At 56.1% G+C, this 26,742-nt stretch carries 27 protein-coding genes, 1 tRNA gene and 1 pseudogene; all 29 read right to left on the bottom strand.

Going from position 1 to position 26,742, the window contains the following annotated elements:
• Positions 1–348: 348 nt before the first annotated feature.
• Positions 349–2,004 carry a Na/Pi cotransporter family protein gene (locus R8G34_23040; GenBank protein ID MDW3225729.1) on the bottom strand — a complete coding sequence of 552 codons (1,656 nt, stop codon included), beginning with the start codon at positions 2,002–2,004 and terminating at the stop codon, positions 349–351.
• 28 nt (positions 2,005–2,032) lie between these two features.
• Complete coding sequence (locus R8G34_23035) at positions 2,033–2,824, bottom strand: phosphodiesterase (GenBank protein MDW3225728.1); 792 nt, start codon at positions 2,822–2,824, stop codon at positions 2,033–2,035.
• Entirely contained in the window at positions 2,821–3,630 is an 810-nt protein-coding gene (locus tag R8G34_23030) for a carbohydrate ABC transporter permease (protein ID MDW3225727.1), read from the bottom strand. Before R8G34_23030 ends, R8G34_23035 begins: the two co-directional genes overlap by 4 nt.
• Entirely contained in the window at positions 3,627–4,520 is an 894-nt protein-coding gene (locus R8G34_23025; GenBank protein ID MDW3225726.1) for a sugar ABC transporter permease, read from the bottom strand. Before R8G34_23025 ends, R8G34_23030 begins: the two co-directional genes overlap by 4 nt.
• Positions 4,521–4,585: 65 nt before the next feature.
• On the bottom strand, positions 4,586–5,854 hold the full coding sequence (locus R8G34_23020) for an ABC transporter substrate-binding protein (protein ID MDW3225725.1): 1,269 nt from the start codon (positions 5,852–5,854) through the stop codon (positions 4,586–4,588).
• A 47-nt stretch (positions 5,855–5,901) separates the two neighbouring features.
• Positions 5,902–6,921 carry an ABC transporter ATP-binding protein gene (locus R8G34_23015; GenBank protein MDW3225724.1) on the bottom strand — a complete coding sequence of 340 codons (1,020 nt, stop codon included), beginning with the start codon at positions 6,919–6,921 and terminating at the stop codon, positions 5,902–5,904.
• Entirely contained in the window at positions 6,918–7,697 is a 780-nt protein-coding gene (locus R8G34_23010; protein MDW3225723.1) for a DeoR/GlpR family DNA-binding transcription regulator, read from the bottom strand. The genes R8G34_23015 and R8G34_23010 overlap by 4 nt, the downstream gene beginning before the upstream one ends.
• A 12-nt stretch (positions 7,698–7,709) precedes the next feature.
• The gene (locus R8G34_23005) at positions 7,710–7,934 is read right to left on the bottom strand and encodes a hypothetical protein (GenBank protein ID MDW3225722.1); all 225 of its coding nucleotides are present in this window, start codon (positions 7,932–7,934) and stop codon (positions 7,710–7,712) included.
• Positions 7,935–8,015: 81 nt separating this feature from the next.
• A complete protein-coding gene (locus tag R8G34_23000; GenBank protein MDW3225721.1) occupies positions 8,016–8,321 on the bottom strand; it encodes a hypothetical protein in 306 nt (101 codons plus the stop codon).
• 1,066 nt (positions 8,322–9,387) lie between these two features.
• Entirely contained in the window at positions 9,388–10,197 is an 810-nt protein-coding gene (locus R8G34_22995; GenBank protein ID MDW3225720.1) for an inositol monophosphatase family protein, read from the bottom strand.
• Positions 10,194–10,973 (bottom strand): phosphodiesterase, encoded by a 780-nt coding sequence (locus R8G34_22990; protein MDW3225719.1) that lies wholly within the window; start codon positions 10,971–10,973, stop codon positions 10,194–10,196. The genes R8G34_22995 and R8G34_22990 overlap by 4 nt, the downstream gene beginning before the upstream one ends.
• 16 nt (positions 10,974–10,989) lie before the next feature.
• On the bottom strand, positions 10,990–11,802 hold the full coding sequence (locus R8G34_22985) for a carbohydrate ABC transporter permease (protein MDW3225718.1): 813 nt from the start codon (positions 11,800–11,802) through the stop codon (positions 10,990–10,992).
• The gene (locus R8G34_22980; GenBank protein ID MDW3225717.1) at positions 11,799–12,674 is read right to left on the bottom strand and encodes a sugar ABC transporter permease; all 876 of its coding nucleotides are present in this window, start codon (positions 12,672–12,674) and stop codon (positions 11,799–11,801) included. The genes R8G34_22985 and R8G34_22980 overlap by 4 nt, the downstream gene beginning before the upstream one ends.
• A gap of 75 nt (positions 12,675–12,749) precedes the next feature.
• Positions 12,750–14,036 (bottom strand): ABC transporter substrate-binding protein, encoded by a 1,287-nt coding sequence (locus R8G34_22975; protein MDW3225716.1) that lies wholly within the window; start codon positions 14,034–14,036, stop codon positions 12,750–12,752.
• A 53-nt stretch (positions 14,037–14,089) separates the two neighbouring features.
• On the bottom strand, positions 14,090–15,151 hold the full coding sequence (locus R8G34_22970; protein MDW3225715.1) for an ABC transporter ATP-binding protein: 1,062 nt from the start codon (positions 15,149–15,151) through the stop codon (positions 14,090–14,092).
• Entirely contained in the window at positions 15,148–15,927 is a 780-nt protein-coding gene (locus R8G34_22965; protein ID MDW3225714.1) for a DeoR/GlpR family DNA-binding transcription regulator, read from the bottom strand. The genes R8G34_22970 and R8G34_22965 overlap by 4 nt, the downstream gene beginning before the upstream one ends.
• 334 nt (positions 15,928–16,261) lie before the next feature.
• A pseudogene (locus R8G34_22960) lies at positions 16,262–17,386 on the bottom strand (IS3 family transposase).
• Between the two features lie 39 nt (positions 17,387–17,425).
• A complete protein-coding gene (locus R8G34_22955; protein ID MDW3225713.1) occupies positions 17,426–17,641 on the bottom strand; it encodes a hypothetical protein in 216 nt (71 codons plus the stop codon).
• A 66-nt stretch (positions 17,642–17,707) separates the two neighbouring features.
• Positions 17,708–17,784: transfer RNA gene (locus R8G34_22950), tRNA-Arg, on the bottom strand.
• Between the two features lie 57 nt (positions 17,785–17,841).
• Positions 17,842–18,321 carry a hypothetical protein gene (locus R8G34_22945; GenBank protein ID MDW3225712.1) on the bottom strand — a complete coding sequence of 160 codons (480 nt, stop codon included), beginning with the start codon at positions 18,319–18,321 and terminating at the stop codon, positions 17,842–17,844.
• A gap of 27 nt (positions 18,322–18,348) precedes the next feature.
• Positions 18,349–19,569, bottom strand: coding sequence for a cysteine desulfurase (locus R8G34_22940; GenBank protein ID MDW3225711.1), 1,221 nt, complete (start codon positions 19,567–19,569; stop codon positions 18,349–18,351).
• Positions 19,562–20,149 (bottom strand): YIP1 family protein, encoded by a 588-nt coding sequence (locus tag R8G34_22935; GenBank protein MDW3225710.1) that lies wholly within the window; start codon positions 20,147–20,149, stop codon positions 19,562–19,564. The genes R8G34_22940 and R8G34_22935 overlap by 8 nt, the downstream gene beginning before the upstream one ends.
• Before the next feature lie 2 nt (positions 20,150–20,151).
• The gene (locus tag R8G34_22930; protein ID MDW3225709.1) at positions 20,152–20,637 is read right to left on the bottom strand and encodes a YIP1 family protein; all 486 of its coding nucleotides are present in this window, start codon (positions 20,635–20,637) and stop codon (positions 20,152–20,154) included.
• Positions 20,637–21,917, bottom strand: a complete 1,281-nt coding sequence (sufD, locus tag R8G34_22925) for a Fe-S cluster assembly protein SufD (protein MDW3225708.1) — start codon at positions 21,915–21,917, stop codon at positions 20,637–20,639. The genes R8G34_22930 and sufD overlap by 1 nt, the downstream gene beginning before the upstream one ends.
• A complete protein-coding gene (sufC, locus tag R8G34_22920) occupies positions 21,917–22,672 on the bottom strand; it encodes a Fe-S cluster assembly ATPase SufC (protein MDW3225707.1) in 756 nt (251 codons plus the stop codon). Before sufC ends, sufD begins: the two co-directional genes overlap by 1 nt.
• 75 nt (positions 22,673–22,747) lie before the next feature.
• On the bottom strand, positions 22,748–23,062 hold the full coding sequence (locus R8G34_22915) for a heavy metal-binding domain-containing protein (GenBank protein ID MDW3225706.1): 315 nt from the start codon (positions 23,060–23,062) through the stop codon (positions 22,748–22,750).
• 369 nt (positions 23,063–23,431) lie between these two features.
• Complete coding sequence (gene sufB, locus R8G34_22910) at positions 23,432–24,967, bottom strand: Fe-S cluster assembly protein SufB (GenBank protein MDW3225705.1); 1,536 nt, start codon at positions 24,965–24,967, stop codon at positions 23,432–23,434.
• Positions 24,968–24,982: 15 nt separating this feature from the next.
• Positions 24,983–26,131 carry an aminotransferase class V-fold PLP-dependent enzyme gene (locus tag R8G34_22905; protein MDW3225704.1) on the bottom strand — a complete coding sequence of 383 codons (1,149 nt, stop codon included), beginning with the start codon at positions 26,129–26,131 and terminating at the stop codon, positions 24,983–24,985.
• A complete protein-coding gene (locus R8G34_22900; protein ID MDW3225703.1) occupies positions 26,128–26,589 on the bottom strand; it encodes an Rrf2 family transcriptional regulator in 462 nt (153 codons plus the stop codon). Before R8G34_22900 ends, R8G34_22905 begins: the two co-directional genes overlap by 4 nt.
• Positions 26,590–26,742: the final 153 nt, after the last annotated feature.

The raw sequence follows: 26,742 nt of genomic DNA, 5'->3' as shown, positions 1-26,742 counted from the left end.
CAGACCGGAACGGGCTTCTGAAAAAGCGCCGAAAAGCTGAACACTCCAGCTACTCCCTACGGGCAAGTCGTTCCGCAACCTCTCAAGGAAACTCAGTAATGCACCGCGTCTCCATCGGCTTGGCTATACGTGAACCAACGCAAGCCGTGAGACCCGATTTTAATTCGGATCGTGGCACATGACGGCCCGCTAACCCAAGGTGCCCGATGCTGCGCCTGGTCCGAAAGAGCAGGATGACTGCAGATCAGACATTGCAGGTTGGGTCCCTAGCGCCACAGACACCATGTCAGACAACTCACTCCGACATAGCAGCATACCGCCGCGCTTGTCCGGGATGAGACTCTGGCCCTAAGCGAGGCGGCTTTTCAACAGATCACCTGATTTAAGTAGAATCGGGTGGCCTACCATCGAAAATGCGGTGTTGATCTGCTTCAGAGCCCGAAGTGTTTCCTGATGAATGTTGCTCGTCTCGATGCTTTCTGCCAACCCCTCGCGCAGGCGGCCGATATGGCTGCGTTGCAGTTTCTGTTCTATTTTGCGCACCTTTTCCTTTGCCGCAACAAGCTCGCGCGCCTCGGCCGGGTTCTGGTTCATCATCACATTCAAGGCGAGCTGCACATTGCTTTGGACCCGATCCGCGAAATCGCGAATTTCATCGCGGCCCTGCGGTGAGAATTGCAGTTTCTGCATATCCAGACGCTTGGCGAGTTCCAGCATAGTCCTCGCGATGGCATCAGATGCGGAATCGAGGCTGGTTGAAATCGAGGCCATTTCCATCGACCGGCGGCTTAAATCCTCATCCATACCTTTCTGACCAAGGCGTGCGAGAAAGAGTTTGATTTCCAGGTGCGTCTTTTTGATCGCCCTGTCCTGATCGGCGATCAGGTTCGCGGTGGCACCGTTCCATTGATCATAGAGAGGTTCGACCGTGATCAGCATCTGTTCAATCTTCTGGCCCATCCCCAGCAGTTCGCGCGCCGCGCAATCAATTGCGCGTTGCGGGCGGTCCAGCAGCGCGGGATCCAGGGCGCTGGCAATGTTCAAAGCGCGGTCCGGATCGGGTTTTTCGACCATGATAAAGGACAGAGCGGCCGTTATCGGCCCCACAAACGGGAGCGCAACAAGCGCCAGCAACAAATTGAACACAAGGTGCAAATTGATGGATTGTCGGGCGGGTGTTGACCCAAGTTGGTTTAATACTTCCGGCATTGCCGCAATCAGAAGCACCGCCAGCGCGGCGCCGCCACCACGCAGGAGCAAATTGCCCATAACCATCCGTCGCACGGCAATAGGTGCAGAATAGGTCAGTAGGAATGCGATCAAGCCTCCCCCCAGATTTGCCCCCAGTATCATTGTGGCGGCTGCAAGCGGCGGCAATATGGATTGTCCCGCAAGCGTGACAAACAGCAAGACTGCCGCAACACTTGAGTGAACCGCCCAAGCGAACACCGCGCCAATGACAAAGGCGGTCAGCAGATCATGAGCGAGATAGGCCATAACCGCTTGCGTGGCCGGGTTGGATATCATTGGTTCGGTCGCTGCGCGGATCATGTCCAGCGACACGAAAATGAGCGCAAGTCCGATCATGATCCGGCCAATCTGCCGTGTGTTGCTGCCTTCGCCGCGCAGAAACACAGCCACCCCGATGACAAGCAACAATGGAACAAGGATTGGCTGCCGCACCATCAAGAGCTGTGTCACCACAGCCGATCCAACATCGGCTCCCAACAAGATCACCAGCCCGGTCGCCGTCCCAAGTCCGCCCTTGGAGACAAAGTTGGACACCAGAACTGCAACGGCGGTGGCGCTTTGCAACAAGACAGCCGCACCCATGCCAGTTGCTGCCGCAAGCAGTCGGTTCTTGGCTGAATGCCGCAGCCAGATACGCAGGGGTGCTGCAAAACCACGCTCGACGCCTGTGCGAACCAATCGCACGGCCCAGATCAACAGGGCTGCCGCACCTGCGATATGGATCAAGATCTGGAAGATGTGCGGTTCATTCACCGGTTTTGCTTTCTGTCAGTTGGCACGGTCAGAAGAGAAATGGACCCGATCCGGCCATCGGCCCAATACGGATAGTATGAAACCCGTCGTCCCATCGGTGCAACAAACATCCATCTTCCTGCGTCATGTAACCGACAACTGCATCCGGGCGGCGATCATAGGCGAAGGTGCTGCAGGGCGATGGCGCAGAGATGGCGATATGACCTGCAATGTCGCTGACAATCATGTTGTGGATGTGACCGCAGACCATGCGCAGCGTGCCAGCATATCCAGCCACAGTTTCATGCAGGTCATCCCTGTTGGTCAACCCGATTTCATCCATAAAGCCGATGCCACAGGCAAAGGGGGGATGGTGAAGCGCCAAGAGCACCGGCGCGCCACCTGACTGAGACAAGGCGCTTTGCAAAAACATAAGGCTGTCGGGCGATAACGTTCCCAAGCCCTGTCCCTCGACCATTGTATCAAGCCCGATCAGGAGGACGTCACCCAACTGGTGGGTCCAGTTTAGCGGGCCGGATTGAGGCAGCTTGTTATCAAAGGCAGTCCGCATCGGATCACGGGCATCGTGGTTCCCGGGGATGACATATAACGGCAGGTCCAGAGGCGCGATGAGTGACTTGAACCGTGCGTAACTTTGGACACTGCCATCATCGCTTAGATCGCCGCTAACAAGAAGCGCATCAACCGGTCCGATCTGGTCGCGGATGCTGGTGATCCGTTCCACTAGCCGCGCGAGCGCATCAGAAGTGTCCAGCCGCCCCGACACCAACGCACCCTCGGGCACGATATGGGTGTCGGATATCTGCAAGATTGCCGTCATTTGATCCCTGCACGCAGGAAGGCTTGCACAAACTGGCGTTGGAAGATCAGGAAGGCGATCAGCAACGGGGCGACAGACATCAGTGTCGCAGCCGAAATAATGCTGATGTCCACGCCGTTTTCCGGCGCACCAAAAATCGACAGACCAACTGTGAGGGGCCTTGTGTCAGGCGAGTTGGTGACGATCAGCGGCCACAAGAAGTTGTTCCAGTGGGTCGACACCGATACCAACGCATAGGCGAGATACGTAGGTTTCGCGAGGGGCACGTAGACCCGCCACAGGATACCCAGCAATCCGCAACCTTCGATGCGGGCGGCCTCGTGCAATTCGATGGGCACGCCTTTGAAAGCCTGTCGCATCAGAAAGATGCCAAAGGCGCTGGCCATATAGGGCATGCCGACGCCAAGGATCGTGTCGAACAACCCAAGACGTGAGATCATGGCATAGTTTTCTACGATCAGGACTTCGGGCAGGATAAAAAGCTGCATCAGAACCAGAATGAACAAGAAGTCTTTGCCGGGGAACTGCAATTGGGCAAAAGCGAAGCCCGCCAGCGTTGTCAGAACGAACTGTCCGATAAGGATCACGGTCACGAGCAAGAAGGTGTTGATAAAGTACTTCAGCCAAGGGGCGCCGGCCCAGGCCACGCGAAAATTCTCAAGCGTCCAGGGCGAAAAGAGTTTCAGGTTGACGGCATCCGAGGTCGAGTGGGTGGCGGCCCAGAACGCAAACAGCAGAGGTGCAATCCAGATGATCGCCAGCAGGATCGCACCGAAGCTGTCCATGAAATTGGTCAAGCTCTTCATTGGTAGTGCGTCCTTTTGTCGAGGTAAAAGAACTGGATCGCCGCCACAATCCCAAGGACCGCGATCACCATGATCGTCATAGCCGCCGCACTTGGTGCATCAAAGAAGGCGAACGCCATTTCCCAAATGTAATATAGGATCAGCTTGGAGGCGTCGGACGGCCCCCCTTTGGTCAGGATAAACAGGTGGTCGATCAGCTTGACCGAGTTGATCATGGCATTCACTGCGATGAACAACGTCGTGGGCATCAAGAGCGGCAACACGATGCGCCGCGTATAGGTCCATCGGCTTGCCCCTTCGATGTCGGCGGCTTCCTTGAGATCCTCGGGGATAGTTTGCAATGCGGCAAGGTAAAAAATCATGAAGAACCCCGCCTCTTTCCAGATCGTGACGATGATGATGGCCCAAAGTGCCGTTTCCGGCTGGCCCAGCCAGTTGACCGACGGCAGGCCGAAAAGACTGCCAATCTGGTCCAGCACGCCAAGACCGGGCGTGTAGAAAAACAGCCACAGATTGGCGGCGGCGATCATCGGTAGAACAGTTGGCGTGAAATAGGCAGTACGCACAAAGCCACGCGCACGGATCTTGCCATTTGCCCAAAGTGCCATGGACAACGCGATGAAAATCGACACAGGAATTGTGACGCCCGCATAAAGGAGGTTGTTTTTGACCACGAGCCAGAAGGTCGGGTCGGCGAAAAGCTCGGCGTAGTTTTCGGTACCGACGAATTCGGTGGGTTTGCGTCGGGTGCCGCGGGAAAACAGGCTCGACCACAGAGTCGCGATAGAGGGATAGAACGCGAACAGCGTCAGCAGAACGGCCGCGGGCGACAGCAGTAGCCAGCCATAGATGGCCTGCCTGCGACGTTCAAGGTTGGCATGGGCTGACATGGCGCGTCTCCGGGGTTGGCGAAAGGATGGGCCGCCACGCGATGCGCACAGGCCCATCCGGGTCGTTACTGGTAGTCGCTCAGCAGGCGCACGGCGGCGGCTTGTGCCTCGGCCAAAGCGTCAGCGGGTTCTTTCGCGCCGGTCAATGCAGACTGGATCGCATTGTTCAAGCCATCACGTACGCGGGCTGTCTCGAATGTCGAAAATTCGGCGACAGCGTTTTCCAACTGGTTACGCGCCACGAGCGCAGGCGGGAATTCGGCCGTATATGCCCGAAGCGCCTCGGTCTCGTAAGCGGTCGGCGACACACCCATGTAGCCGGTACCGATGGACCATGCAGCCGCCTGTTCAGGGGATGTCATGAACTGCATCAGCTTGAGCGCGGCGGCACGTTCCTCATCCGTTGTGTCCTTGAACAGATAGAAGTTACCGCCACCCGTGGGCGAGCCCTTGCGTACATTGGCGGGCAGCTCGGCAACGCCAAAGTCAAAGCTTGCGCCATTCTTCACCGCTGTCAGGTTGCCAGTCGAATGCCACATCATCGCGGTTTGACCCTCAAGGAATGCCTGACGCAACGTGCCCCATTCGACGGTACCGGTCGGCATGATGCTGTGTTCGGTCGAAAGCGATTTCCAAAACTCCAGCGTTTCAACGACCGTCGGATCGTCAAAGTATGTGGTCAGACCATTGCCGGACATGACTTCCTTGCCATTCTGGATCGCGAGCGCCTGGAACATCCAGTAAGGGTAGCCGGTGGACGGGATCATCAGACCATAAGTGTCGCCCTGGGTCAGGGCCTTGCCCATCGAGATCATTTCATCCCAGGTCGTGGGCGGTGCTTCCGGATCCAGGCCAGCCGCGCGGAACAGATCCTTGTTGTAGTAGGCAACAATCGTGGACCGCTGGAACGGAATGCCCCAAGTCTGACCTTCGATCAGACCATTCGCCATCAGCGCAGGATAGAAACTGCCCAGCCATTCCTTGTCGGCGTCGGACGTTGCAACTTCCTCGAATGGAAGGATCAAGTCCTGCTCGATCAGATCATAGGCGTCGATGGAGAACATCACGGCCAGCTGCGCCGGTTCACCGGATGCAAGTGCAGACAAGGCCCGCACGCGCGTGTCATCATAGTTGCCCGAATAGATCGCGTTCACCTTGATGTCGGGATTGGCGGCCTCAAAGTCGGCGACGATGCCGTCCACCACTTCGGTCAATGCCCCCCCGACTGCAATCGGGTAATACATCGTCAGTTCGGTTTCAGCGCTTGAAGGTGCGGCAAGACCAACTGCCATCGCAGTAGCCAACCCCAGCCCAGTAGTTGAAAATAACTTCATTTCTCTCTCCCTTGGTTATTTTTGCCTTAGTATCGGCAAGTCGTTTGTCACCCTGACACACGCAGGCCTTCAGCGTTAAAGACGTGTAGATTTTCGTCGCTGAAGTCGATATCGATTTCTTTGCCTTCAGGCATCAGCGACAATCCCGGCTTGATCACGCATAGCCCCGCAGTACCCTGGTGATCCAGACCGACCAATGTCTCTGCGCCGAGGAATTCGCTTTCATTGACAACGCAGCGCATCCGCCCTTCACCCTTCGGGACAATCTGGATGTTTTCGGCCCGTATCCCGATGGTCTTGTCCACGCCAAATCCGTTCAGGACGGCTGAGTCAATCAATGCCATCGGCGGCGCGCCGACAAATTCTGCAACGAAGGTATTGTTGGGCCTGCTATAGAGATCCTCTGGCGCGCCAACTTGTTGAATTTGTCCGTCCTTCATCAGAACGACGGTGTCAGCCATGCTCATGGCTTCGGTCTGATCGTGAGTGACATAGACGACTGTGATGCCAAGGTCGCGTTGGAGTTTCTTGATGTCCTTACGTACCGCGTTGCGCAGTTTCGCATCAAGATTTGAAAGCGGTTCGTCCATCAGACACAAGCGTTGCCCCGCCACGATGGCGCGCGCCAGAGCAACCCGCTGCCGCTGACCACCCGACAATTCGCCGGGCTTGCGATCTTCCAGCCCGAGCAGCCCGGTGATTTCCAACGCGCGGTGCAGTTTTTTCTGACGTTCGGCTTTTGCGACACGACGGACTTTCAGGCCAAAAACGACGTTCTCGGCAACAGACAAGTGCGGAAACAAGGCATAGGACTGAAACACCATCGAAAGGTTCCGGTCGGATGCCGCGCTTGTGGTGACGTCCCTACCATCTATCAGGATTTTGCCTTCGTCCGGCAACTCCAGCCCGGCCAACAGTCGAAGTGTCGTGGATTTCCCGCACCCCGACGGCCCCAGAAGCGCTGTGAAACTACCCTCTGGTACATCCAGTGTGATGTCCTCGACGCCCAACTGGCCGTTCCATCGCTTTGCCACGCCGTCAAGCTTCACAAACGGTGATGTCGTCATGTTATATGTCCTTCAGCCACAAGCAGGCGATCATTGATATGGGCCAGTAGCGGTGCAAAAAGTTCGGACGGACGTCGGTCGGTGATAATCCTGTCCATGTCGTCAATATTGCTGCCCAGTGCTGGCGCCTGACGTCCGAATTTCGAACCATCAATCACCAAGAGGGACTGTTGCGCGTTCTCACAGATCTTTTGTGTCGCGCGCACTTCAGTTGTGTGAAATTCAAGAAGGCCGCCATCTTCGGCAATCCCCGCAGCCCCGAAAACCGCAAAATCTGCCCGAAACCGGCCGAAGAATTCCAGCACGTCATTTCCCAGAATGTCGCGATCAGGCAAACGCACTTCACCGCCGGGCAGGATGATCCTGTTCGAGACCTCATCGCTGAGCGCCATCGCGGCACTCAGATTGTTGGTGATGACGGTCAATCCCTTGCGGCAACGCAGGGCTTGGGCCACGCTGAGCGGGGTGGATCCAATGGAGATGAACAATGTGGAACCATCAGGGATCAAATTGGCGGTGGCCTCACCAATGGCGCGCTTGCCCATCAGGTTGGTGCCCGCACGCTGATCAAAAGGCGTATTGAGGAACTCTTTACTCAACTCGATGCGGCCATGTACACGATGCAGAATGTCGCCTTCGCACATGGCGTCAACATCGCGGCGGATCGTTTGCATGGAGACGTCAAACCGCTCAGCCAGTGAGCCCACAGTCACAGCGCCTCGCTCCAAAACCAAAGCCGAGATCGCTTCGCGTCGTCTTTGCTTCTTTGATGACATACCACTCCCCGACTATGGGTATGTAGCAACGTTAGAAGCGACAAAACAACATTTTAATCCACCATTCACACCGCATACGCCAACATTTTTTGCCAAATCTACCAAAAAGCCACCAGATGGGATTTGCGGCTCACTGGATTTTGTTGTTTTGTTGTTTTGCCTTTCGCTGGTGACATTTTCCTGTAACGCGATGATGCGGCGGTCGGCGATATGCTGAAATGGCAAGAATGCTGTCAACGCAGTCGATTTTGATTGTCGTCAGAACGTCGAGCATGGTTCCCAAATGTAGCGCGACGTGAAGGCTCGCATTAAGTCACGTCATTTTTGGACATCCGCAATCAAGTCGAAGACAATATTTTTTTCGTTTCTGGCGGGCTGCATAGAAAAGAAACGATAGTCCCCGACCCGGATGCACGGCTGGACCAACTGTGTGCCATTCGCGTCCTCAGCAATACTGCCCGCTGCGACCATAAAGGCGAAATTACCGAGTTCAAGCGCCTCGCATTGCGCATCTAGGATGACGAAATCATCACGAGCCGGGAGGCCGTCCTTCAAGGTCTGGGCAACGGGTATTGGAGTGTCATGGCGGTTGACAAAGATCCATCTCGCGATTTGCCCCAGCAAGTGACGCGCCTGAAAGACCACCCTGGTCACAATGAAAGTGTTGATCAGTTTCTTATTCCGCCGACGGCGAATTGAACGTCAACGCGACAAGATCTGTTCGTGAAGTCCGTGCAACAATGACTGCTGAGTTTGCGCATCGCATACGCAGATCTGGCCGCCCCCCCCCGCGATGATGGTTTCTCGATTGAGCCCGGACATTTTGGCTATTAAATTGCCGATATTTTCCCGTGCTGTGTCAGTGTTGGCGGACCCTACCCCAACTTTTCAAAGCGTCATTACCGCGGTTGACACCGGTCCACATCGCGATGCTCGGTGATACATTTCATACAGATATACACAAGGCTGCGGTGGATGGCGCACTGTATTTGCCACCCATGATAGCCTGTTTGCGGGCTACGATACACGGCCATTTTCACAGCAATCAAGCCTGTTTGCCGATTGGCGGCTCGAACACCTTTGAATGCCTTGGGGAATCAAAATGGTTTCGGAAGTCTGTCTCGGGTTGGTTGACGAGCATTCTCGTGGCCAGAACACCGTTTCCAGTACCGCGATGCGCTAATGTCTGCGTCTGAGAGTGGTGCCTTCAGAAGTTGGGAGGCACGCAGAGCGGCCTTTGGCACAGCCGCAGCGCAGGAGCGCTTTTTTACTTTTTAAAATGGCAGCCTTTGGTTTGTCCTGAGCGTAGATCAGAGATGCCCGACGTCTCTTTCGCCGATATCATCTGCGTCGTCGGCACCAGCCTTGCCAATTTCCATAGGTTTTGGGCTGTTGCAAATTTTCTTCATCGCATAAACGAACTCATCCGGACTGCGGCTTTGCGAGTATTGCGTATAAAATCGCTAGCGGTTTCCTGTAGTGATCTAAGAACTTCAATCGCCGTTTGTGTGGGACAACATTGCTCCCTCGGCGGGCAAACATCGCAATCCTGCCTTTGCAATCGGGATTGCAACATATCGCACGGACCAGTGCGAGAGTGCAGCAGCCGCCGCGACATTAATAACACTTAGACGTGCTGCGGTTCCCTCAATCGACGCGTTCGCAACGCCGCAAAAAGACAAGCTTGCGTTCAGTTCAGCCGTAAAGCAGTACCAAAAGGCACAATCGGAGCGACGGCATCCAGAAATTCGGGTGTTCCGCAGGCAAATCGCAACTTGTCACTCAGATCCGTCTGCGCCCAATCGACGGTGCAGCCAATACCGATTTGTTCCAGAATCGGGACGACCGCCATAAGATCCCAAGTGGATTCGCCAGTGCCCAGATATCCGTCCACCTGACCTTGCGCAATTTCGATCAGCGAGAGGGTTGCCGAGCCACAGCACCGAAAGGACATTTGTGCGTTCTCCAGCACAAAGCGTAGTGTTTCAAGCCTGAGATCAACGGGGATCACGGGATGAAAGCCAACCCCGCATGCGGCCTGCTCGGCCTTCATGCCCGCGCGCCGGGTCATTCTTGCGCCATTCAGAGTGCTGGCGCGGCCGATGCCCCCGACAAGCATTTGCCCGCGTACGGGGACGTATACGACACCAAAAATCGGCCGCTCGCCGTCATACAGGCCGATTGAAACCGCCCATTGATCCCCGCCACGCACGAAGTTGAATGTCCCGTCGATCGGATCAATCACCCAGGTCCGCCCAGAGCCGCCTTGCCGTGATGCCCCCTCTTCGCCGAACACGCCGTCTTCGGGGAACGCTTCAATCAGGGATCTCGTAACAAAGGCTTCGACCTCCTGGTCCGCGGCGGTAACAAGATCAAGATGTCCCTTGGCCTCGACCAGCACCGTATTGAGCTTGTTAAAATGCGAGAGGGCCAGGTCGCCTGCCGTCCGGGCAATGGTCTCGACGGTCCGAGCACAGTCATCTGTTGTGGCTTGAGTCACAGCGAAACATACCTTTTATTGATGGTCAAAGTATCCTGCGCGTCCCGGCGCAATATGAAATAGGCGTAGGGTTCGGGAGCACTGCCGGGTTCCGGGGCGTCTGGCCTCAGGTCCAGTGCATGCTGAAAGGAGGGGCCGCCGCCAACCTGGCAGAATGCGCCATTCCAAATGGCCTGAAACGGACGGTGAATGTGACCTGCAAGGATGTAGAGCGGTGCGTCATATCCCGCCACAAGTGCCCCGAGCGCATCGCGCCCCTCGATCAGTGCCATGGCGTCGAGTTCGGTTATACCTGACGGAAAAGGCGGATGGTGCATTGCAATCACGGTAGGTCCGCGGGACCGCGCGCAAAGATGGTCCGCCAGCCAGTTCAGTTGGGTCTGATCAAGCGCCCCGTGCACCTTGCCCGGAACAAGCGTATCGAGCGCCAGAACCCGCAGATCGCCAAGCTGCGCGTGGTAATTCAGATAAGGGCCCTGCTCAAAAGGCAAAACATCCGCAAACGCGGCGCGCAGCCCGCTACGGGTGTCATGATTGCCGGGAACGACAAAGATAGGCATGTCGAGCGGTGCCAGGATGTCTTTCAGCAGTGCGTAGTCCGCCCCGGACCCGCCATCCGTCAGATCGCCGGTGAAAACGATAGCATCAAACCGGGGTTGATGAGCGGAGATATCTGCCACGACTTTACGGGTTGCATCGGCGATGTCTGCGCGCACCAGCGACGTCTCCGGTACGTCGGCGAAGATATGAAAATCCGAGATATGTGCGATCAGCATGGTTTGGCCGAAGCCCCTACTTGATACCCGCGCGCATGAAGTTTGCGACAAACTGGCGTTGGAAGATGATAAAGGCGATGATAAGCGGTGCTGTCGTCATCAGGGTCGCCGCATTGACCAGCGACCATTCCACGCCGCTTTCCACTGTTGCGAACACGCTGAGACCGACTGTCACGGGGCGCACTTCTGGCGAATTGGTGACAATCAGCGGCCAAAGGAAGTTGTTCCAATGAAAGCTGATCGAGACAAGCGCGTAGGCCAGATAGACGGGTTTGGCGAGGGGCACGTAGATGTTCCAAAGAACACGCCATGCACCAGCGCCTTCGATCTGCGCTGCCTCGTCCAGCGATATCGGAACGGTCAGGAAGGTCTGACGCAACAGGAAAATCCCGAAGGCGGAGGTCAGATAAGGCAGCGCGATCCCCATGATCGTGTCGATCATGCCTATTTTCGACAACGTCAGGTAATTCTCGACGATCAGGATCTCGGGCGAGACCAGCAGCTGAACCATGATCAGCGCGAACATGAAGCCTGCCCATCGAAACCGATATCGTACGAACGCGTAGGCCACCAACGTGCACAGCACCAGGTTTGCAATCAGAACGATGGTGATCAATATGACGGTATTCAGGAAATAGAGCGCAAACGGCGCCGCCCGCCACGCTTCGGTAAAGTTCTCAAGCGTCAGCGGGGCGTTCCAGACGAAATTGGCGGAATAAATCTCGTCATGAAACGCCGTCCAGACCGAATAGAGAAACGGCAACCCCCAGAGCGCGGCCAGTAGCAGGCCGAAAGTAGACCACATAATTCTGTTCAAGCCTTGCGTCATTGATAATGCGCCTTTCGGTTGAGCACCCAGTATTGTACCGCTGCAAGGATCCCCAACAGGCACACCATCAAGACGGTAAGGGTCGCACCATAGGCAAAGTCTCGCTGCGAGAAGGTGACCTCGTAGATGTAATAGAGCAGCAGCGCGCTTGAGTTGTTGGGCCCGCCGCGGGTCATTACGATCACATGATCCACCAGTCGGAAGGCGTTGATCAGCGCGTTGACTGCAACAAAAATGGTCGTCGGTCGCAGCAACGGCAGTACGATGTCAAAGAAGATGCGCACCGGGCCCGCGCCTTCGAGCTTGGCGGCATCTTTCAGGTTCTCGGGGACAGCCTGCAGCGCTGCTAGGTAGAAGATCATGAACAAACCGGCTTCTTTCCAGACGGCGACGAGCATCATGGAGACCAGCGACGTTTCCGTGCTGCCCAGAAAGTTGATTGGCGGCAGGCCGAAAAGGCCAAGGATTTGTGAGGCAAGCCCGATGCCGGGCGCGTAGAAGAACAGCCAGATGTTGGCCACTGCGATCATCGGCAACATTGTAGGCATGAAAAAGGACAGGCGCATCAACGATGTGCCCGGCAATTTGGCATTCACCAGAAGCGCCATCCCGATCGCAAGCCCGATGGCCAGTGGAATGGTCCCTAAAGCGTAGAATGTGCTGTTCAGCATGACCTGCCAAAGGCGGTCATCTTCCAGCAGGGTCTGGTAATTCTCCACGCCAACGAATTTTGAGGGGCGTCGCGAGCTGGCATTGTTCCAAAAAGAATTCAGCAGGGCGCGCAACGCCGGGTAATGCGTGAAAGCGACTAGCAGCAGACAAGGCGCGACGAGCAGTATCATCGCCAACCCGAATGGTAATCGCTTGTTCATGATCAGCCGTCCTTACATGCGCGTCGCGCGGAACCCCGCGCGTGCAATCTGACGCGCGGGGATTTGGGTCACCTCTTACTGGTAGTCGCTCAAAACGCTGTCAGCGCCTTCTTGCGCCGCCTTGAGGGCCTCGGCCGGTTCAGCATTTCCTGTCACGACACTTTCGATCGCATCGACAAGATACTGCGTTACCTTCGCCCGCTGGAACGTCGCAAACTCACGCTCAGCATATTTAAGCTGATCAAGCGCGACCAGCGCTTGCGGCAGGCGTTCGGCATAGGCCTTCATCTCCGGGGTCTCCCAGGCATCAGGACGCGGAGCCACATAGCCTGTTGCAATGCTCCATTTGGCCGCGTTTTCAGGCGATGTCATGAACTTGATAAAGTCCAGCGCGGCCTCGCGCTCTTCCTCGGTTGTATCTTCAAAGATGTAGAAGTTCCCGCCACCAATAGGCGCGCCCGGACCATCACCGCCCGGAAGGAAACCGACGCCCCAGTCGAAGGTTGCGTTCTCTTCGACAAAGGCAAGGTTGCCAGTTGATGTCCACATCGACGCTGTCTGACCCTCAAGAAACGCCTTGGGCGTGTCCCCCCAAGAGATGCCACCCGGGGCCATGACACCCTGCTCTGACAACTCCAGCAGGAATTCCAGGGACGCGTTGGTGGCAGGTGTATCCATACGTGCCTCGATGCCCGTCTCCGTCGTCAAGACGTCGCCTTTGGATACGACCAGACCGCCAAACAACCATGCGCCACCCAAACCGAGGGTCGGAATGCGCGTGCCCCATTGGCTGACATTGCCATTGTCGTCTTTGATTGTGAGCTTCTTGCCAATTTCCAGCATTTCGTCCCACGTCGTGGGCGGAGCGTCCGGGTCCAGACCTGCAGCCCGGAAGGCGTCCTTGTTGTAGTAATAAACCGGCGTGGAGCGCTGAAACGGGATCGCGTAGGTTTTACCCTCAAATTGCGCATCCTTCATGAAGCCGCCGTAAAACCCGTCAATCCATGCTTGGTCTTCTGGCGTGTTTGCGATGTCCGAGATCGCCACGATGACATCCTCTTCAATCAATGTGAAAAGGTCGATGGACAGCAGCACGGCCACTTGCGGCGGTTGGCCTGCATTCGCAGCCGTCAGCGCCTTTGTCGTGGTTTCTTCGTAGTTGCCGGCATAAACCGCCTTCACGCTATGCTGCGGGTTCTGCGCCGCCCAGGCATCGGTCAGAGCCTGAATCGTTTCAACGGCTGGTGCATTCACACCAACAGGAAAATAGAATTCCAGATCTGCCGCCGAAACGCTTGTGGAACTGAGGGCGAACATTGCCGCCGTGCAGCAAGTGCTTGCGAAATATTTAGAAATCTTCATTGGGTCTCCTCCCCGATTGAGTTGTGGACTGGGCGGTTATCTCGCCTTTTGGATTAGCTGCTCTGAATGCGTTGTCCTGACGTTCTGGAAAACAAGTGTGCGGCGGTGGTGTCCCAACCGACCGTGATATCATCACCGGGCAATGGCGCGTCAGATCCATGATGCGCCAGAATGCAACTGGCACCTGATTGTGTTTTGAGATGAACAAGAAAGACGCTGCCTTCATACTCAACACTGTTTACTTTGCACGCGGCGCTGAAATCGGCGCCTTTCGGTGCTAACCGCATGGTTTCCGGGCGCACGCCGACCAATACATCAGAGACCTGCCCCTTGACGTGAGACGCGACCCATTCTGGCAGTTCTACATCCTCTGCCGACAATAAATTCATGGGTGGCGTACCAATGAAACTGGCCGCAAATGTGTTTGCCGGCCGGTCATAGAGATCCTGGGGCGATCCGATTTGCGCGGCCTGACCCTCGCTCATCAAAACCACCGTATCCGACATGGACAATGCTTCGCTTTGATCATGGGTCACGTAGAGCACGGTAATGCCCAGTTTTTTGTTCAGAGCACGTATTTCGCTTCGAATTTCCACGCGCAGCTTGGCGTCCAGATTGGACAGCGGTTCGTCCATCAAGACAAGCGGGCGGTCCGACACCAGAACACGCGCCAGCGCGACCCGTTGTTGTTGCCCGCCGGACAGCTGCGCGGGCTTGCGATCGAGCAGCTTGCTCAGCGCCATCAGTTCAGCAACACGTTCCAACGAGGCTTGCTGTGTCGCTTTGGCGACTTTGCGCACTCTGAGGCCGTAGATTATGTTTTCCGATACGCTCATATGCGGAAACAAGGCGTAGTTTTGAAACACCATGCCCAAGTTGCGTTCGGCTGCGGCTTTTCCCGTAACGTCTTGACCGTCCAGTAATATCTGGCCATCCGTGACGTTCTCAAGCCCTGAGATCAGTTTGAGGGCGGTGCTTTTGCCACAGCCTGACGGACCCAACAGCGTCAGGAATCCACCTGCGTGGATGCTGAAATCAACGCCCAGAAGAACCTTTGTGGCCCCCCAGGTTTTCTGAAGGTTACGTACTTCCAACGATACCCCCGCAGCAGTCATGACAGCACCAGTTCGAGGTTGGATTTCCGGATCAGGTCCAAGTCAGCTTCATTTGCGTCACCGTTGGTGATGATACCGGAAATCTGCGAGAACGTTGCCGTCCTCATGAAAGCGCTGGGTTTGAACTTGCTGCCATCCGCTATCACCAGTTTCGTTCTGGAGTTGGACAGGACTTCTTTTTGAACCTGACTATAGGCCTCACTGGCAACGCTTATCGACTGGTTCTTTAGATCAATCGCAGAGCAACAGATAAATGCGACATCAAAGGACAAGGATCGCAACGCCTCAATAGCCAGCGTGCCAGCAAAGGAATCGTTTATCGGTTCGTATGCCCCACCGATGAGGTAGAAATCAGTAATGCCCAAGGATTGCAGTTTTTTGGCAATACCCAAAGAAGTCGTAACATAGGTGCAATTGGGCTTTTTGTTGGCTTGGACGGCAACGGCGTGGGCTGTCGTACCTGCATCCAAAAATACCACTTCATCGCCGTTGAGCAAGTTGATGGCCGCGAGGCCAATTCGCCTTTTTTCCTCAGCGCCCACTACCTTGCGTTGATCGTTGGGCAGGTCTCCCAGAACACTGGTAATTTTCATGACGCCGCCATGTGTGCGCTCGACACGGCCTTCGCCATCCAGTGCCTGCAAGTCCCGACGCATTGTTGCGTTGGACACGCTGAAATGATCGCAAAGATCGCGCAAAGTCATCGCACCTCGCAAAACCACCAGGTCAACGATTTTCTCACGCCTGACCGCTGCAAGCTCAAAATTGTCGGACATATTCAATCTTAAAGCGCTCCGCAGTATTGCAAGAATCAAATCCATCAAAAGCGTTCACAAACGCTTCCTTACGCTCATAAACGAGCATTGGCGATCAAACAAGTAAAATTCGGGATGAGGGTGCAGAACCCCTTGTCCCGTGAACGGTATCGGTCGGGGTTATCAATCGAAATGGGGCTGAGCGGGACGGCACCTGCAAACAGCAAAAGACCCGTAGTAACAGAGGTCATGAAATTGACGGTTGAAGGTTAGGCGCAGGCACTTTCTGTTAAGTAACAAAGTGCGTCCCCTTTGCTATGCTGATCAGCGCCACTTGGTTGGTTCACTTTGAATGTTAGTGCATGATTGGCCTGGGTTTCATCGGGATGATGGTTTCCGGAGCCGGTGGGCGGTAGCCTGGGGCCCTATGTTGTCGTTTGGTGTTGTAGTGTTTCCTCCATTGTTCGATCAGGATTTGCGCCTCCCTTAGCGAGTAGAAGACCTCTCCGTTCAGCAGTTCATCCCGAAGCCTTGCATTGAAGCTTTCACAATACCGGTTCTCCCAGGGCGAGCCGGACCCGATGTAGGCGGTCTTGGCACGGACTGCTGAGATTCATTCTCGAACGGCCTGAGCGATGAACTCTGGGCCGTTGTCTGACCGGATGTAGGCAGGGACACCGCGCAGAATGAACAAGTCGGTCAGCGCGTCGATACCCTCGGTCGAGTTCAGCCTCCTCTTCACTCGGATCGCGAGGCACTCCCGTCTGTGTTCATCCAGGATGTTGAGCGTCCGGAACGCTTTCCCATCATCGGTCCGATGATGAACGAAGTCATAGCTCCAGACATGGTTGCGGTATTCAGGCCTCAGCCGAACACAGGAACCATCCTTCAGCCAGAGCCGTCCTTTCTTTGGCTGTTTCAGGGGCACTTTGAGCCCTTCACATCGCCACAGGCGTTCGACCCGCTTGTCGTTGATCTGCCAGCCAGCATCTCTCAACAGAACCGCGATCCGGCGGTACCCGTATCGACCATATTGGCGCGTCAGCTCGATCATGTCAGACACCAGACGATCTTCATCGGCGCGGCCAACGGGCACCCGCCTCTGTGTGGAGCGAGGCTGCCCCAGGACACGACAAGCACGACGCTCCGAGATGTGGAGCTGACTCCGCACATGGTCAATGCAGGCACGGCGACGTGAAGAGCTCAGTCGTTTCCCCGTGCGGCCTACGACAGGACCAGCTTGTCCAGCGTCAGGTCCGATACCGCTCGCCGCAGCCGATCATTCTCCTTCTGAAGCCGCTTTAGCTCTTTCAGTTGGTCGGTTCCCATCCCACCATACTGCTTAGGCTAGCGATAGAAGGTCTGTTCTGTGATCTGCACGTCGGATGGCGTCTACGCGCGCCATCCCTTGGCCGCACAGCACCTCAACCTGCCGCAACTTACTGACAATCTCTTCCGGCTTGTGTCGCTCGATTCCCATCTTTGACCCTCCGATTCCTAACCATAGGGGCCGAACACTTCAGTGGGGCAGCACCATAAGACCATCCGGGCCGAAGGCTGGCACTGGATCGAGGTCGCGACCGACTTCCCTTATGGCATCCGGAATATTTGACCCATTAACGCCTGGGATCACCGACACCATCGGCATTGGGCTCGCGTCGGTTGAACGACTGAGTGCAATTGCAAGGCAGTAATGCCCCTTTAAGGTGATGATTTTGGCTGTTTGCTTACGCAAGTTTCCCGCGTAAGCACTCGATCGTCAAACCACTAGGGCGGTAAGTAATTGTTTTATCATGAAAAATGGCGCACCCGAGAGGATTCGAACCTCTGGCCTCTGCCTTCGGAGGGCAGCGCTCTATCCAGCTGAGCTACGGGTGCTTAAACGGCGGTATAGCGGGTGTAACTACGCCCCGCAACGGCAAAACAGGTCTTTGATCATGGACCGATACGGGTGTGATACACTGTGCTGCCGACAAAACAGGTGGTGCCAGCCATTCCCAGTTGCTGAGCCAATCCCAAAGGCAGGTCGACGCTGAGTTCCGCGACCTGATTGATCTTTTCGGGAGCGATGATCACAACGATGGACTTGGAAACGACGCTCAGGGTTCCAAATGGCGTGGCCTGAATGTCGCTGAAAACACCCTCCCACACGTTCTCGGTGATTTTGGTCCACATAAAATTAGCGTCATTCCCCTCAAGCGCCACAGGATCGAAGGGCTGCGGAAAATTCAAGGCCTCGCCGGAATAGCCCTGCTGCCCCGATTGCATCTGCGCCATCATTTCAGGCGGACATCCGGTTTGCCCGTCAAAAGCGACCGAGCCGGACCATGTGCCGGAAAGGGGTTGGATGTCTGCGGAGACCGCACTGACTTGCAGCAATGCCGCAGTTATACCTGCAAGAAATGTCGTTTTCATGGAACAACGGTACCGTGATTTGCCCCGTTAGGCAAAGAGCTCATGCGCCAGCTCAAGCGCATCCACCAGCACGTCAACCTCAGCCTCGGTGTTGTAAAGCCCAAAGGAAGCCCGGCAACTTGCCGTGATCCCCATATGTGCCATCAACGGCCCCACACAATGCTGCCCTGCCCGCACGGCCACGCCTTTCTTATCCAGAATGGTCGAAATATCATGTGCGTGCGCTGCACCATTCATCGTGAAGCTGAAGATCGCCGCCTTGTCCGGCGTCGTCCCCTGTACCTGTAACCAATTGAGGCCGCTCAGCTTTTGAACCGTATAGTCCCGCAACCGATCCTCATGAGCAGAGATGTTCTCCATCCCCAGGCCCATCATATACTCTAGTGCCACGCCCAGACCGATGGTCTGGACGATCCCCGGCGTCCCGGCCTCGAACATCATCGGGGGATCATTATACGTCACCGTGTCTTTGGTAACCTCCTTGATCATGTCGCCGCCGCCGATAAAGGGGCGCATTTCCGCCATGCGCTCGGATTTGACATAGATCGCGCCAGACCCTGATGGCCCATAAAGCTTGTGCCCGGTGATCGCGTAGAAATCACATCCAATGTCAGCGACATCCACCGGATGATGCACTGCGGATTGACTGCCATCCACCAGCACCGCCACACCCCGTTCATGCGCCGCCGCCGTAATCGACTTCACATCGACACGCGTCCCCAACACATTGGAAAGATGGGATATTGCGATCAGTTTTGTTTTTGGCCCAATGGCATCAATCACGGCCTGTGGATCAAGATACCCGGTGCTGTCCACGTCTACCCATTTGATCACCACGCCCTGCCGTTCGCGCAGGAAATGCCACGGCACGATGTTGGCATGATGCTCCATCACGCTGAGAATGATTTCGTCACCCGCTTGCATCCGTGTCATCGCCCAGCCATAGGCGACCATGTTGATGCCCTCGGTGGTGCCTGAATTGAGCACGATTTCGTCCTCGGACCCGGCGTTCAGGAATTTCGCAATGACACCGCGCACGGATTCATATTTTTCCGTCGCCAGATTCGACAGGAAATGTAACCCACGATGCACGTTTGCATATTCATTGGCATAGGCATTGGTGATCGCGTCAATCACCACCTGCGGCTTTTGTGCAGAGGCCCCGTTGTCCAGATAAACCAGCGGCTTACCGTTTACTTCCCGACTCAGGATTGGAAACTCGCGCCGTATCTGGTCGACATCATACATTTGCGGGCACTCCCAAAGGGTTGAGGCCAACCATCGGGCCGATCAAAGCAATAACAAAGACAATCGCAAACAGCGTGACAAGGCATACCATTGTCGCACGCGTCAGCGAATTCAATTGCAATCCGACGCTCGTGAAATTCAGGAAAATCCAGAGTGTGGCGATCAAAATGAACAAAACCAGAAAGGCGGCCAGGAAAGGTGCCACCAAAACGGTGACCAGAATGATGACCTGCGCAAAGGCGCGCAGGATTTGCAGCCAGACCAGAAGGGCCAGCAAATCATCCATCTCACCGGTTCCGCCCAGCGAACGCCCGACCCAAAACAGCATGTAAACAGACACGAGGAAAACGCCGGTCATGATGGCAAACAGCCGCAGCGGTTGTTCCACCAAGGAACCATATGGTTCTGGCACCGGCGTAATAAGATGGGACGCATAGGATACGAATGTGCTGCAGGCGATCACAAGTGCGGCAATCATCCACAGAGTGTTGCGTTCAATCTGCCAACTCATGATCCGCGCACCAGCGGCTTTGGGATCACGCAGGGTTTGCAGGGCCAGTTGCGGCCAATCCACCGCCATGCTCACGCGGGCGTCCTTTCTGCGGCAATCAAACCGCCGATCCAAAACCAACAAAATAGGGTGAACCAAACAAGCCCCACGATCTGCAGCTCCAGCCCGGGCCCTATGAATCCCGCGACAAGGCCGTTTAACAGCATCAATGGGGATGATGCCAGCAAGGCCCAGAATAACGCAAGCCGCGCGCCATAATAGCTGCCCTGCCCGCGAAAAAGCTTTGCCAACAGATGCGACAATGCCGCCAGGAAATAGAGCAACAGGGGCGCGATAAAGACCCAGGCCATGAGAGAGGCCCCCAGCAACATGTTCAATTCCGTCCCTTCAATATGCGCCTCGCGCGCCAGCTTGGGCATTTGCGAGATGAACACAATAAAACACCCCGCCATCAGATAGGCCAGAGCACGGTCCTCGCGCGGGCCAAGCGACAACAACCCGCGCATGACTTTGCCCGGGTTGCGGTAGGTTGCTCTTATGTTGCGCGTGACCGCCATTAGCTGCGATGCCGTTCCAGCCATGCCGCGAGGCGGCCATTGATCTCTTCGCGCAGGTCCTCGTTTTCGATCTCCTCAACCGCTTCGGCAAGAAACGCAAGGGTCAACAGATCTGTCGCGGTGGGCGCAGGCACCCCGCGCGAGCGCAGGTAGAACAACGCATCCTCGTCGATTGCACCCGATGTCGAGCCATGCGAACAAACCACATCGTCAGCATAGATTTCCAGCTCAGGTTTGGCCAGAAACTGGCTGTCATCATCCAGCAACAAGGACTGGCTGATTTGATAGCCATCGGTTTTCTGCGCATCCTTTTTCACCAGGATCTTGCCCTGAAACACGCCTGTAGCGCCATTGCGCAGCACTTTCTTGAACACCTGGCGGCTTTCGCAACCCACCGCATCATGAGTGATGAAGACCGTGTCATCGTGATGGAAATCACCGTCCCCGACACAGGCACCGGCCACATGGGCCACCGCATCATCACCGGTCAATTCAATCACGCATTCGTTGCGCGTCAGCACCCCATTCGCCGTCAGCGTAAAGGATTTGAACGTGCTTTCGGTCCCCAGCCGCGTAAAGACATGCGTCGCGGCGCGGCGTTCGTGATCGCGCCCCTGCACCCGCACATGCTGAAACGTCGCGCCATCCGCGATGTCTACTTCCATTGCCTTGTTGAAACGCGCGGCCGCCGGTCCGTTTTCCAGTATGGTCACCTCCGCACCCGGTTCAACGCGGATCACATGATGCAGGATTGCATCGCTGGTTTCGGCGTTGTGATGATAGGACAGATTGATCGGTTTTGAAGGTTTGCCGGTCACGCGGATCAACACGCCATCGCTGGCAAAAGCCGTATTCAGTGCCGCAAGAGGCCGGTGCACTGGATCCTGGCCATTTTTTTCCAACACGCCGTATAGATCCTGGGCCCAATGCAGATCGCTCTGCGCTGTGGCCAGGCGATCTATGGTCACGCCTTCCAACGTCAGATCATCAGATGCCTCAGCATCAAACACCCCGTCGACAAAAACGATCTGCAACCGGTCCATCTCGCCAAAGACCGGCGCTTCGTCGTTGTCAAACAGTGCCGCTGGCGGCGCGCCAACCTGTGCCAGCGTCTCGGGGCGGGTGTATTTCCAGTATTCATCGCGCCGTTCCGGCAGGCCCATGGCATGGACACGTGCCAAAGCCTCTTTGCGCGCGGGCACAGACCAACCCGTTGTCGGCATCGAAAGGCTCTCAACCCGCGCCTGCGTCGGGCTAATCTGCAATGCTGCTTCTGCCATTATGCCACCTCGGCGAGAATATCACCGTAACCGTTGTTTTCAACTTCCAGCGCCAGTTCTGGCCCACCTGTTTTCACGATACGCCCGTCCGCCATGATGTGCACCACGTCCGGTTTGATATGATCGAGCAGACGCTGATAGTGGGTGATCACAAGGAACCCACGCCCCGTTGAGCGCAGCGCATTGACGCCCTCTGCCACCAGCTTCATCGCATCCACGTCGAGGCCCGAGTCGGTCTCGTCCAGAATGCACATCTTGGGCTCAAGCATGGCCATTTGCAGGATTTCGTTACGTTTTTTCTCACCACCCGAAAAGCCGACATTGACCGGGCGTTTGAGCATATCCGCGTCGATTTTCAATTCCTTGGCGCGGGCGCGCACGGCTTTGAGGAAGTCACCTGCCGACATTTCCTCCTGTCCGCGGGCCTTGCGTTGTGCGTTCACGGCGGTGCGCAGGAAAGTCATGTTGCCCACACCGGGGATTTCGACCGGGTATTGGAACGCCAGAAACAGGCCTGCGGCGGCGCGCTCTTCGGGTTCCATATCGAGCACGTCTTCGCCTTCCATCTCGGCGGATCCGTCGGTGACCTCATAGCCGTCTTTACCCGACAGCACATAGGAGAGCGTCGACTTGCCGGACCCGTTTGGGCCCATGATCGCGTGGACCTTGCCCGCTTCGATCTCCAGATCGACGCCTTTGAGGATCTGCTTGTCCTCTTCTTCGAGTTTCACGTGCAGGTTCTTGATGCTCAGCATGTTTTCGTCCTTTATGTCCATCCGCAAGAGCGGTTTTTATTCAATGTCTTGCGACGTGTTCTTTATGTATCTTCTCTAGGTGATCGTGACGCCGGTGCCGGAAACAGAAACCATCAGCATGGAATCCCCGATCACCTCGTAATCCAGATCGATGCCCACAACCGCATTGGCCCCGATGGCGGCGGCGCGTTCTTCGATTTCCTGCATGGCCTCGTCGCGCGCGTCTTTGAGTTTGCTTTCATAAGCGCCCGAGCGTCCGCCGATCACATCCGTCACGGAAGCAAAGAAATCCCGCACGATATTCGCACCCATGATGGCCTCGCCCACGACGATGCCTTTGTAGGCGGTGATCGGGCGGCCTTCGATGGTGTTGGTTGTTGTTAGGATCATCTATTTACTCTCGCTTACCTTACAAGCTGATGGCGTAATTCCCGACACCGTCTTTCCGTCTTTGATCAATTGCTCTTCTTTAAGGGATCTTGCCGCAATCAAAGCTACTTCGCGCGTTCTCCTAAATTTACGAAAAAACCGAACTAACTCGCCAACGAAAGATTGAAGCGCAATAAACCACAAAAGGCTAAGACCAACGTCCAGCCAAACCCCAAGTTGCAAAACGTCGAGACTGGAAAAAACGGCCACCGGAATTACCACCGAAACGAACAACCATAACGCAGCCCGCCAGATCGAAGGCGGACCCGAATATGCGTCCTTGAGCCGCGGCTGGGGACGCGGTTTCTGGTAGCCAAAAGTAGCCAAGCCTTAACCCACCGAGCCTTCCAACGAAATCGCCACCAATTGCTGCGCTTCCATGGCGAATTCCATTGGCAACGCCTGCAGCACGTCCTTGCAGAACCCGTTCACCACCAGCGCCACGGCCTCTTCTTCATCCATCCCGCGCGAGCGGCAGTAGAATAGCTGGTCATCATCCACTTTAGAGGTCGTCGCCTCATGCTCCACCCGTGAGGAGTTATTCTTGACCTCAATATAAGGCACGGTATGTGCGCCACAATCCCCGCCAATCAGCAGGCTGTCGCATTGCGTATAGTTGCGCGACTCCTTGGCCTTGGGGTGCATCGAGACCAGCCCGCGATAGGTGTTTTGTGCCTTACCGGCCGAAATCCCCTTAGAGACGATGCGCGATTTGGTCCGCTTGCCCAGATGGATCATCTTGGTGCCGGTATCGGCCTGCTGCATGTTGTTGGCGATGGCGATCGAATAGAATTCACCCTGTGTGTCATCGCCGCGCAGAATACAAGACGGGTACTTCCACGTCACCGCAGAGCCAGTTTCCACCTGCGTCCACATCACCTTGGCCCGATCCCCACGGCAATCGGCGCGTTTGGTCACGAAGTTATAGATACCGCCCTTGCCGTTTTCGTCCCCGGGGTACCAGTTCTGCACGGTGGAATATTTCACCTCCGCGTCTTCCTCGATGATTATCTCGACCACAGCCGCATGCAATTGCGCGATGTCACGCTGCGGCGCGGTGCAGCCCTCAAGGTAGGACACATAGGAGCCCTTGTCCGCGATGATCAGCGTGCGTTCGAATTGGCCTGTGTTTTCAGCGTTGATGCGGAAATAGGTCGAAAGTTCCATCGGGCAGCGCACGCCCGGCGGCACATAGACGAACGAGCCATCCGAAAACACGGCGGAATTCAGCGTCGCGTAGTAATTGTCTGACACGGGCACGACGGTGCCGAGGTATTTCTTCACCAGTTCGGGGTGCTCTTGGATGGCCTCCGAAATCGAGCAGAAGATCACGCCTGCTTTTTTCAATTCATCCTGAAAAGTCGTACCCACGGAGACGGAATCAAATACCGCATCAACGGCCACCTTGCGCGGCTCATCGCCCAGTTCTTCGGCCCCCTCAACGCCCGCGAGGATCATCTGTTCCTTAAGCGGGATGCCAAGTTTCTTGTAGGTTTCCAACAGCTTGGGATCAACTTCGTCCAGGGACTTTGGCTTGACCTCCATCGACTTGGGACGCGCGTAATAGTATTGATCCTGAAAGTCGATTTCCGGATAATCCACCATCGCCCATTTGGGCTCTTTCTTTTGCAGCCAGCGATCATAGGCGGCCAGACGCCATTCCAGCATCCATTCGGGCTCTTCGTTCTTTTCTGAAATCAGACGCACGATATCGGTCGACAAACCCTTGGGCGCGTATTCCATTTCGATGTCGGTGGACCAGCCGTATTTATACTTGCCGCCGACTTCGCGCACCGCATCCACGGTTTCCTGATCGACGCCTTCTTTTACCTGAACATCGTCCAGCGGTTGATCCAGTGCAGCCATCTTACCCTCCATCACTCACGCCGCGCGGGCGCGAAATTTACGTTCTTTTTCAAGCCATACCTCAGCAAATCGCTGAATGTCCTGCTCGGTTGTTTCCAATCCCAACGACACGCGAACCGCGCTGCTGGCTGTTTCTTCGTCGTATCCCATGGCGCGCAACACATTGCTGGCCTTGACCTTGCCGCTGGAACAGGCGGATCCTGCGCTAATTGCAAAACCGGCAAGGTCCATCTGAATGACCTGGGCTTCGCCTTTCCAGCCCGGCGTGGCAAAACAACTTGTATTGGGCAGGCGGTTCGCGCCTTTCCCGACAAAAATAGTCGTCTTGGCCTCGGCTGCAAGGGTGTTTTCTAGAATCTTTCTAAGTTCTGCGATTTCTTCCCACCGCCCGGCGGTCACATCGCGCGCCGCAGCCTCTGCCGCAGCCCCAAATCCCGCAATCCCGATGATGTTTTCCGTGCCCGCACGGCGGCCCATTTCCTGACCACCTCCGCGCAGCAGCGCAGATGGGTCTTCAGAGGTGAAATTGATCAACGCCCCGACACCTTTCGGCCCGCCCAGCTTATGCGCCGACAGGATCATATAGGCCGGACGTTTGTTGCCATCGTATTGTATGGGCATTTTGCCCGCGACCTGCGTGATGTCACAAATCACCGAATACGGGTGCGGCTCGGGGGCGTGGCGACTTGGCACGACCTTTCCGTCGGACGGCATCAGACCGGTTTCACTATTTGCTCCTGAGATTGCAATCAGTGCCACAGGCGAGGCTGGCCCTGTGGCCCGCCCGAAAAAATCGGCAAGACCGTCTTGTTGGGAAAAATGGCCGTCCTTTCCAAAAAGACTCCGCAATTCTGCCTCACTCCATACGGTCAGGCAGTCATGCTCTGTTGGCAGAGCTGCAAATATCCCTCCGTGCTGATCTTTCTGCGCTACCGCAAGGGCTGCGGCCTCTGTGGCGCTGCTGGTAAATACCACCTGCCCGGGCGTGCAGCCTGCAAGGGCGGCGACCTGCGCCCGCGCACGTTCCATCAAACCCTTGGCCGCGCGCCCCTCTGCATGCACAGAGGACGGGTTTCCCATGACATCCATCGCCGCGCTCATCGCAGCGCGCGCTTCTGCGCGCAGCGGCGTCGTTGCGTTATGATCCAGGTAAACCCGGCTCATTCTTCATCCACGACGTCAAACAGGCTTGGCACGGCCGGGCACGGCACCAGCTCATTGGCGATCACGTCTGACAATCGTGTCTGGTGCAGAAACACATAGACATGCGCGCTCAACCCTTCCCACAACCGGTTGGTCAGGGACTGCGCACGACTGCCCGACGCGCCCCCGGAAGCGCCCGCGCCCTTGTGCATTGCATCCACGGTTTCATCCACGGCGGACAGAATATCGACCACCCGGATATCCGAGGTGCGCCGCGCAAGCCGATACCCGCCACCCGGACCGCGCACGGATGCCACCAGTTCCGCCCGTCGCAATTTGACAAACAGCTGCTCCAGATAAGGCAGCGAAATTGACTGCCGACCGGCAATGTCGCCGAGCGTCACGAGTTGCCCTTCTGGCTGCAAAGCAATATCGGCCAGTGCAACCATGGCATAGCGTCCTTTCGTCGAAAGCTTCACTCCAAGGCTCCTTGCCCGCATTTGATTGACGTGGCGCTTTAAAATGCCTAAGTCCGGGTTTCGCACTCCGACGAACGCAGTGCGCACAAATTAGAACCGTTCTAAGGTACCTGAGCGAAGCCGTCAAGAATTCGCCATGTGCCGATAGACATT

It is taken from the genome of Paracoccaceae bacterium (genome assembly GCA_033344815.1).
Taxonomy (GTDB): Bacteria; Pseudomonadota; Alphaproteobacteria; order Rhodobacterales; family Rhodobacteraceae; genus Roseobacter.
The sequence above is the reverse complement of the archived record's forward strand: the minus strand, read 5'-3'. Positions and strand labels throughout refer to the sequence as shown.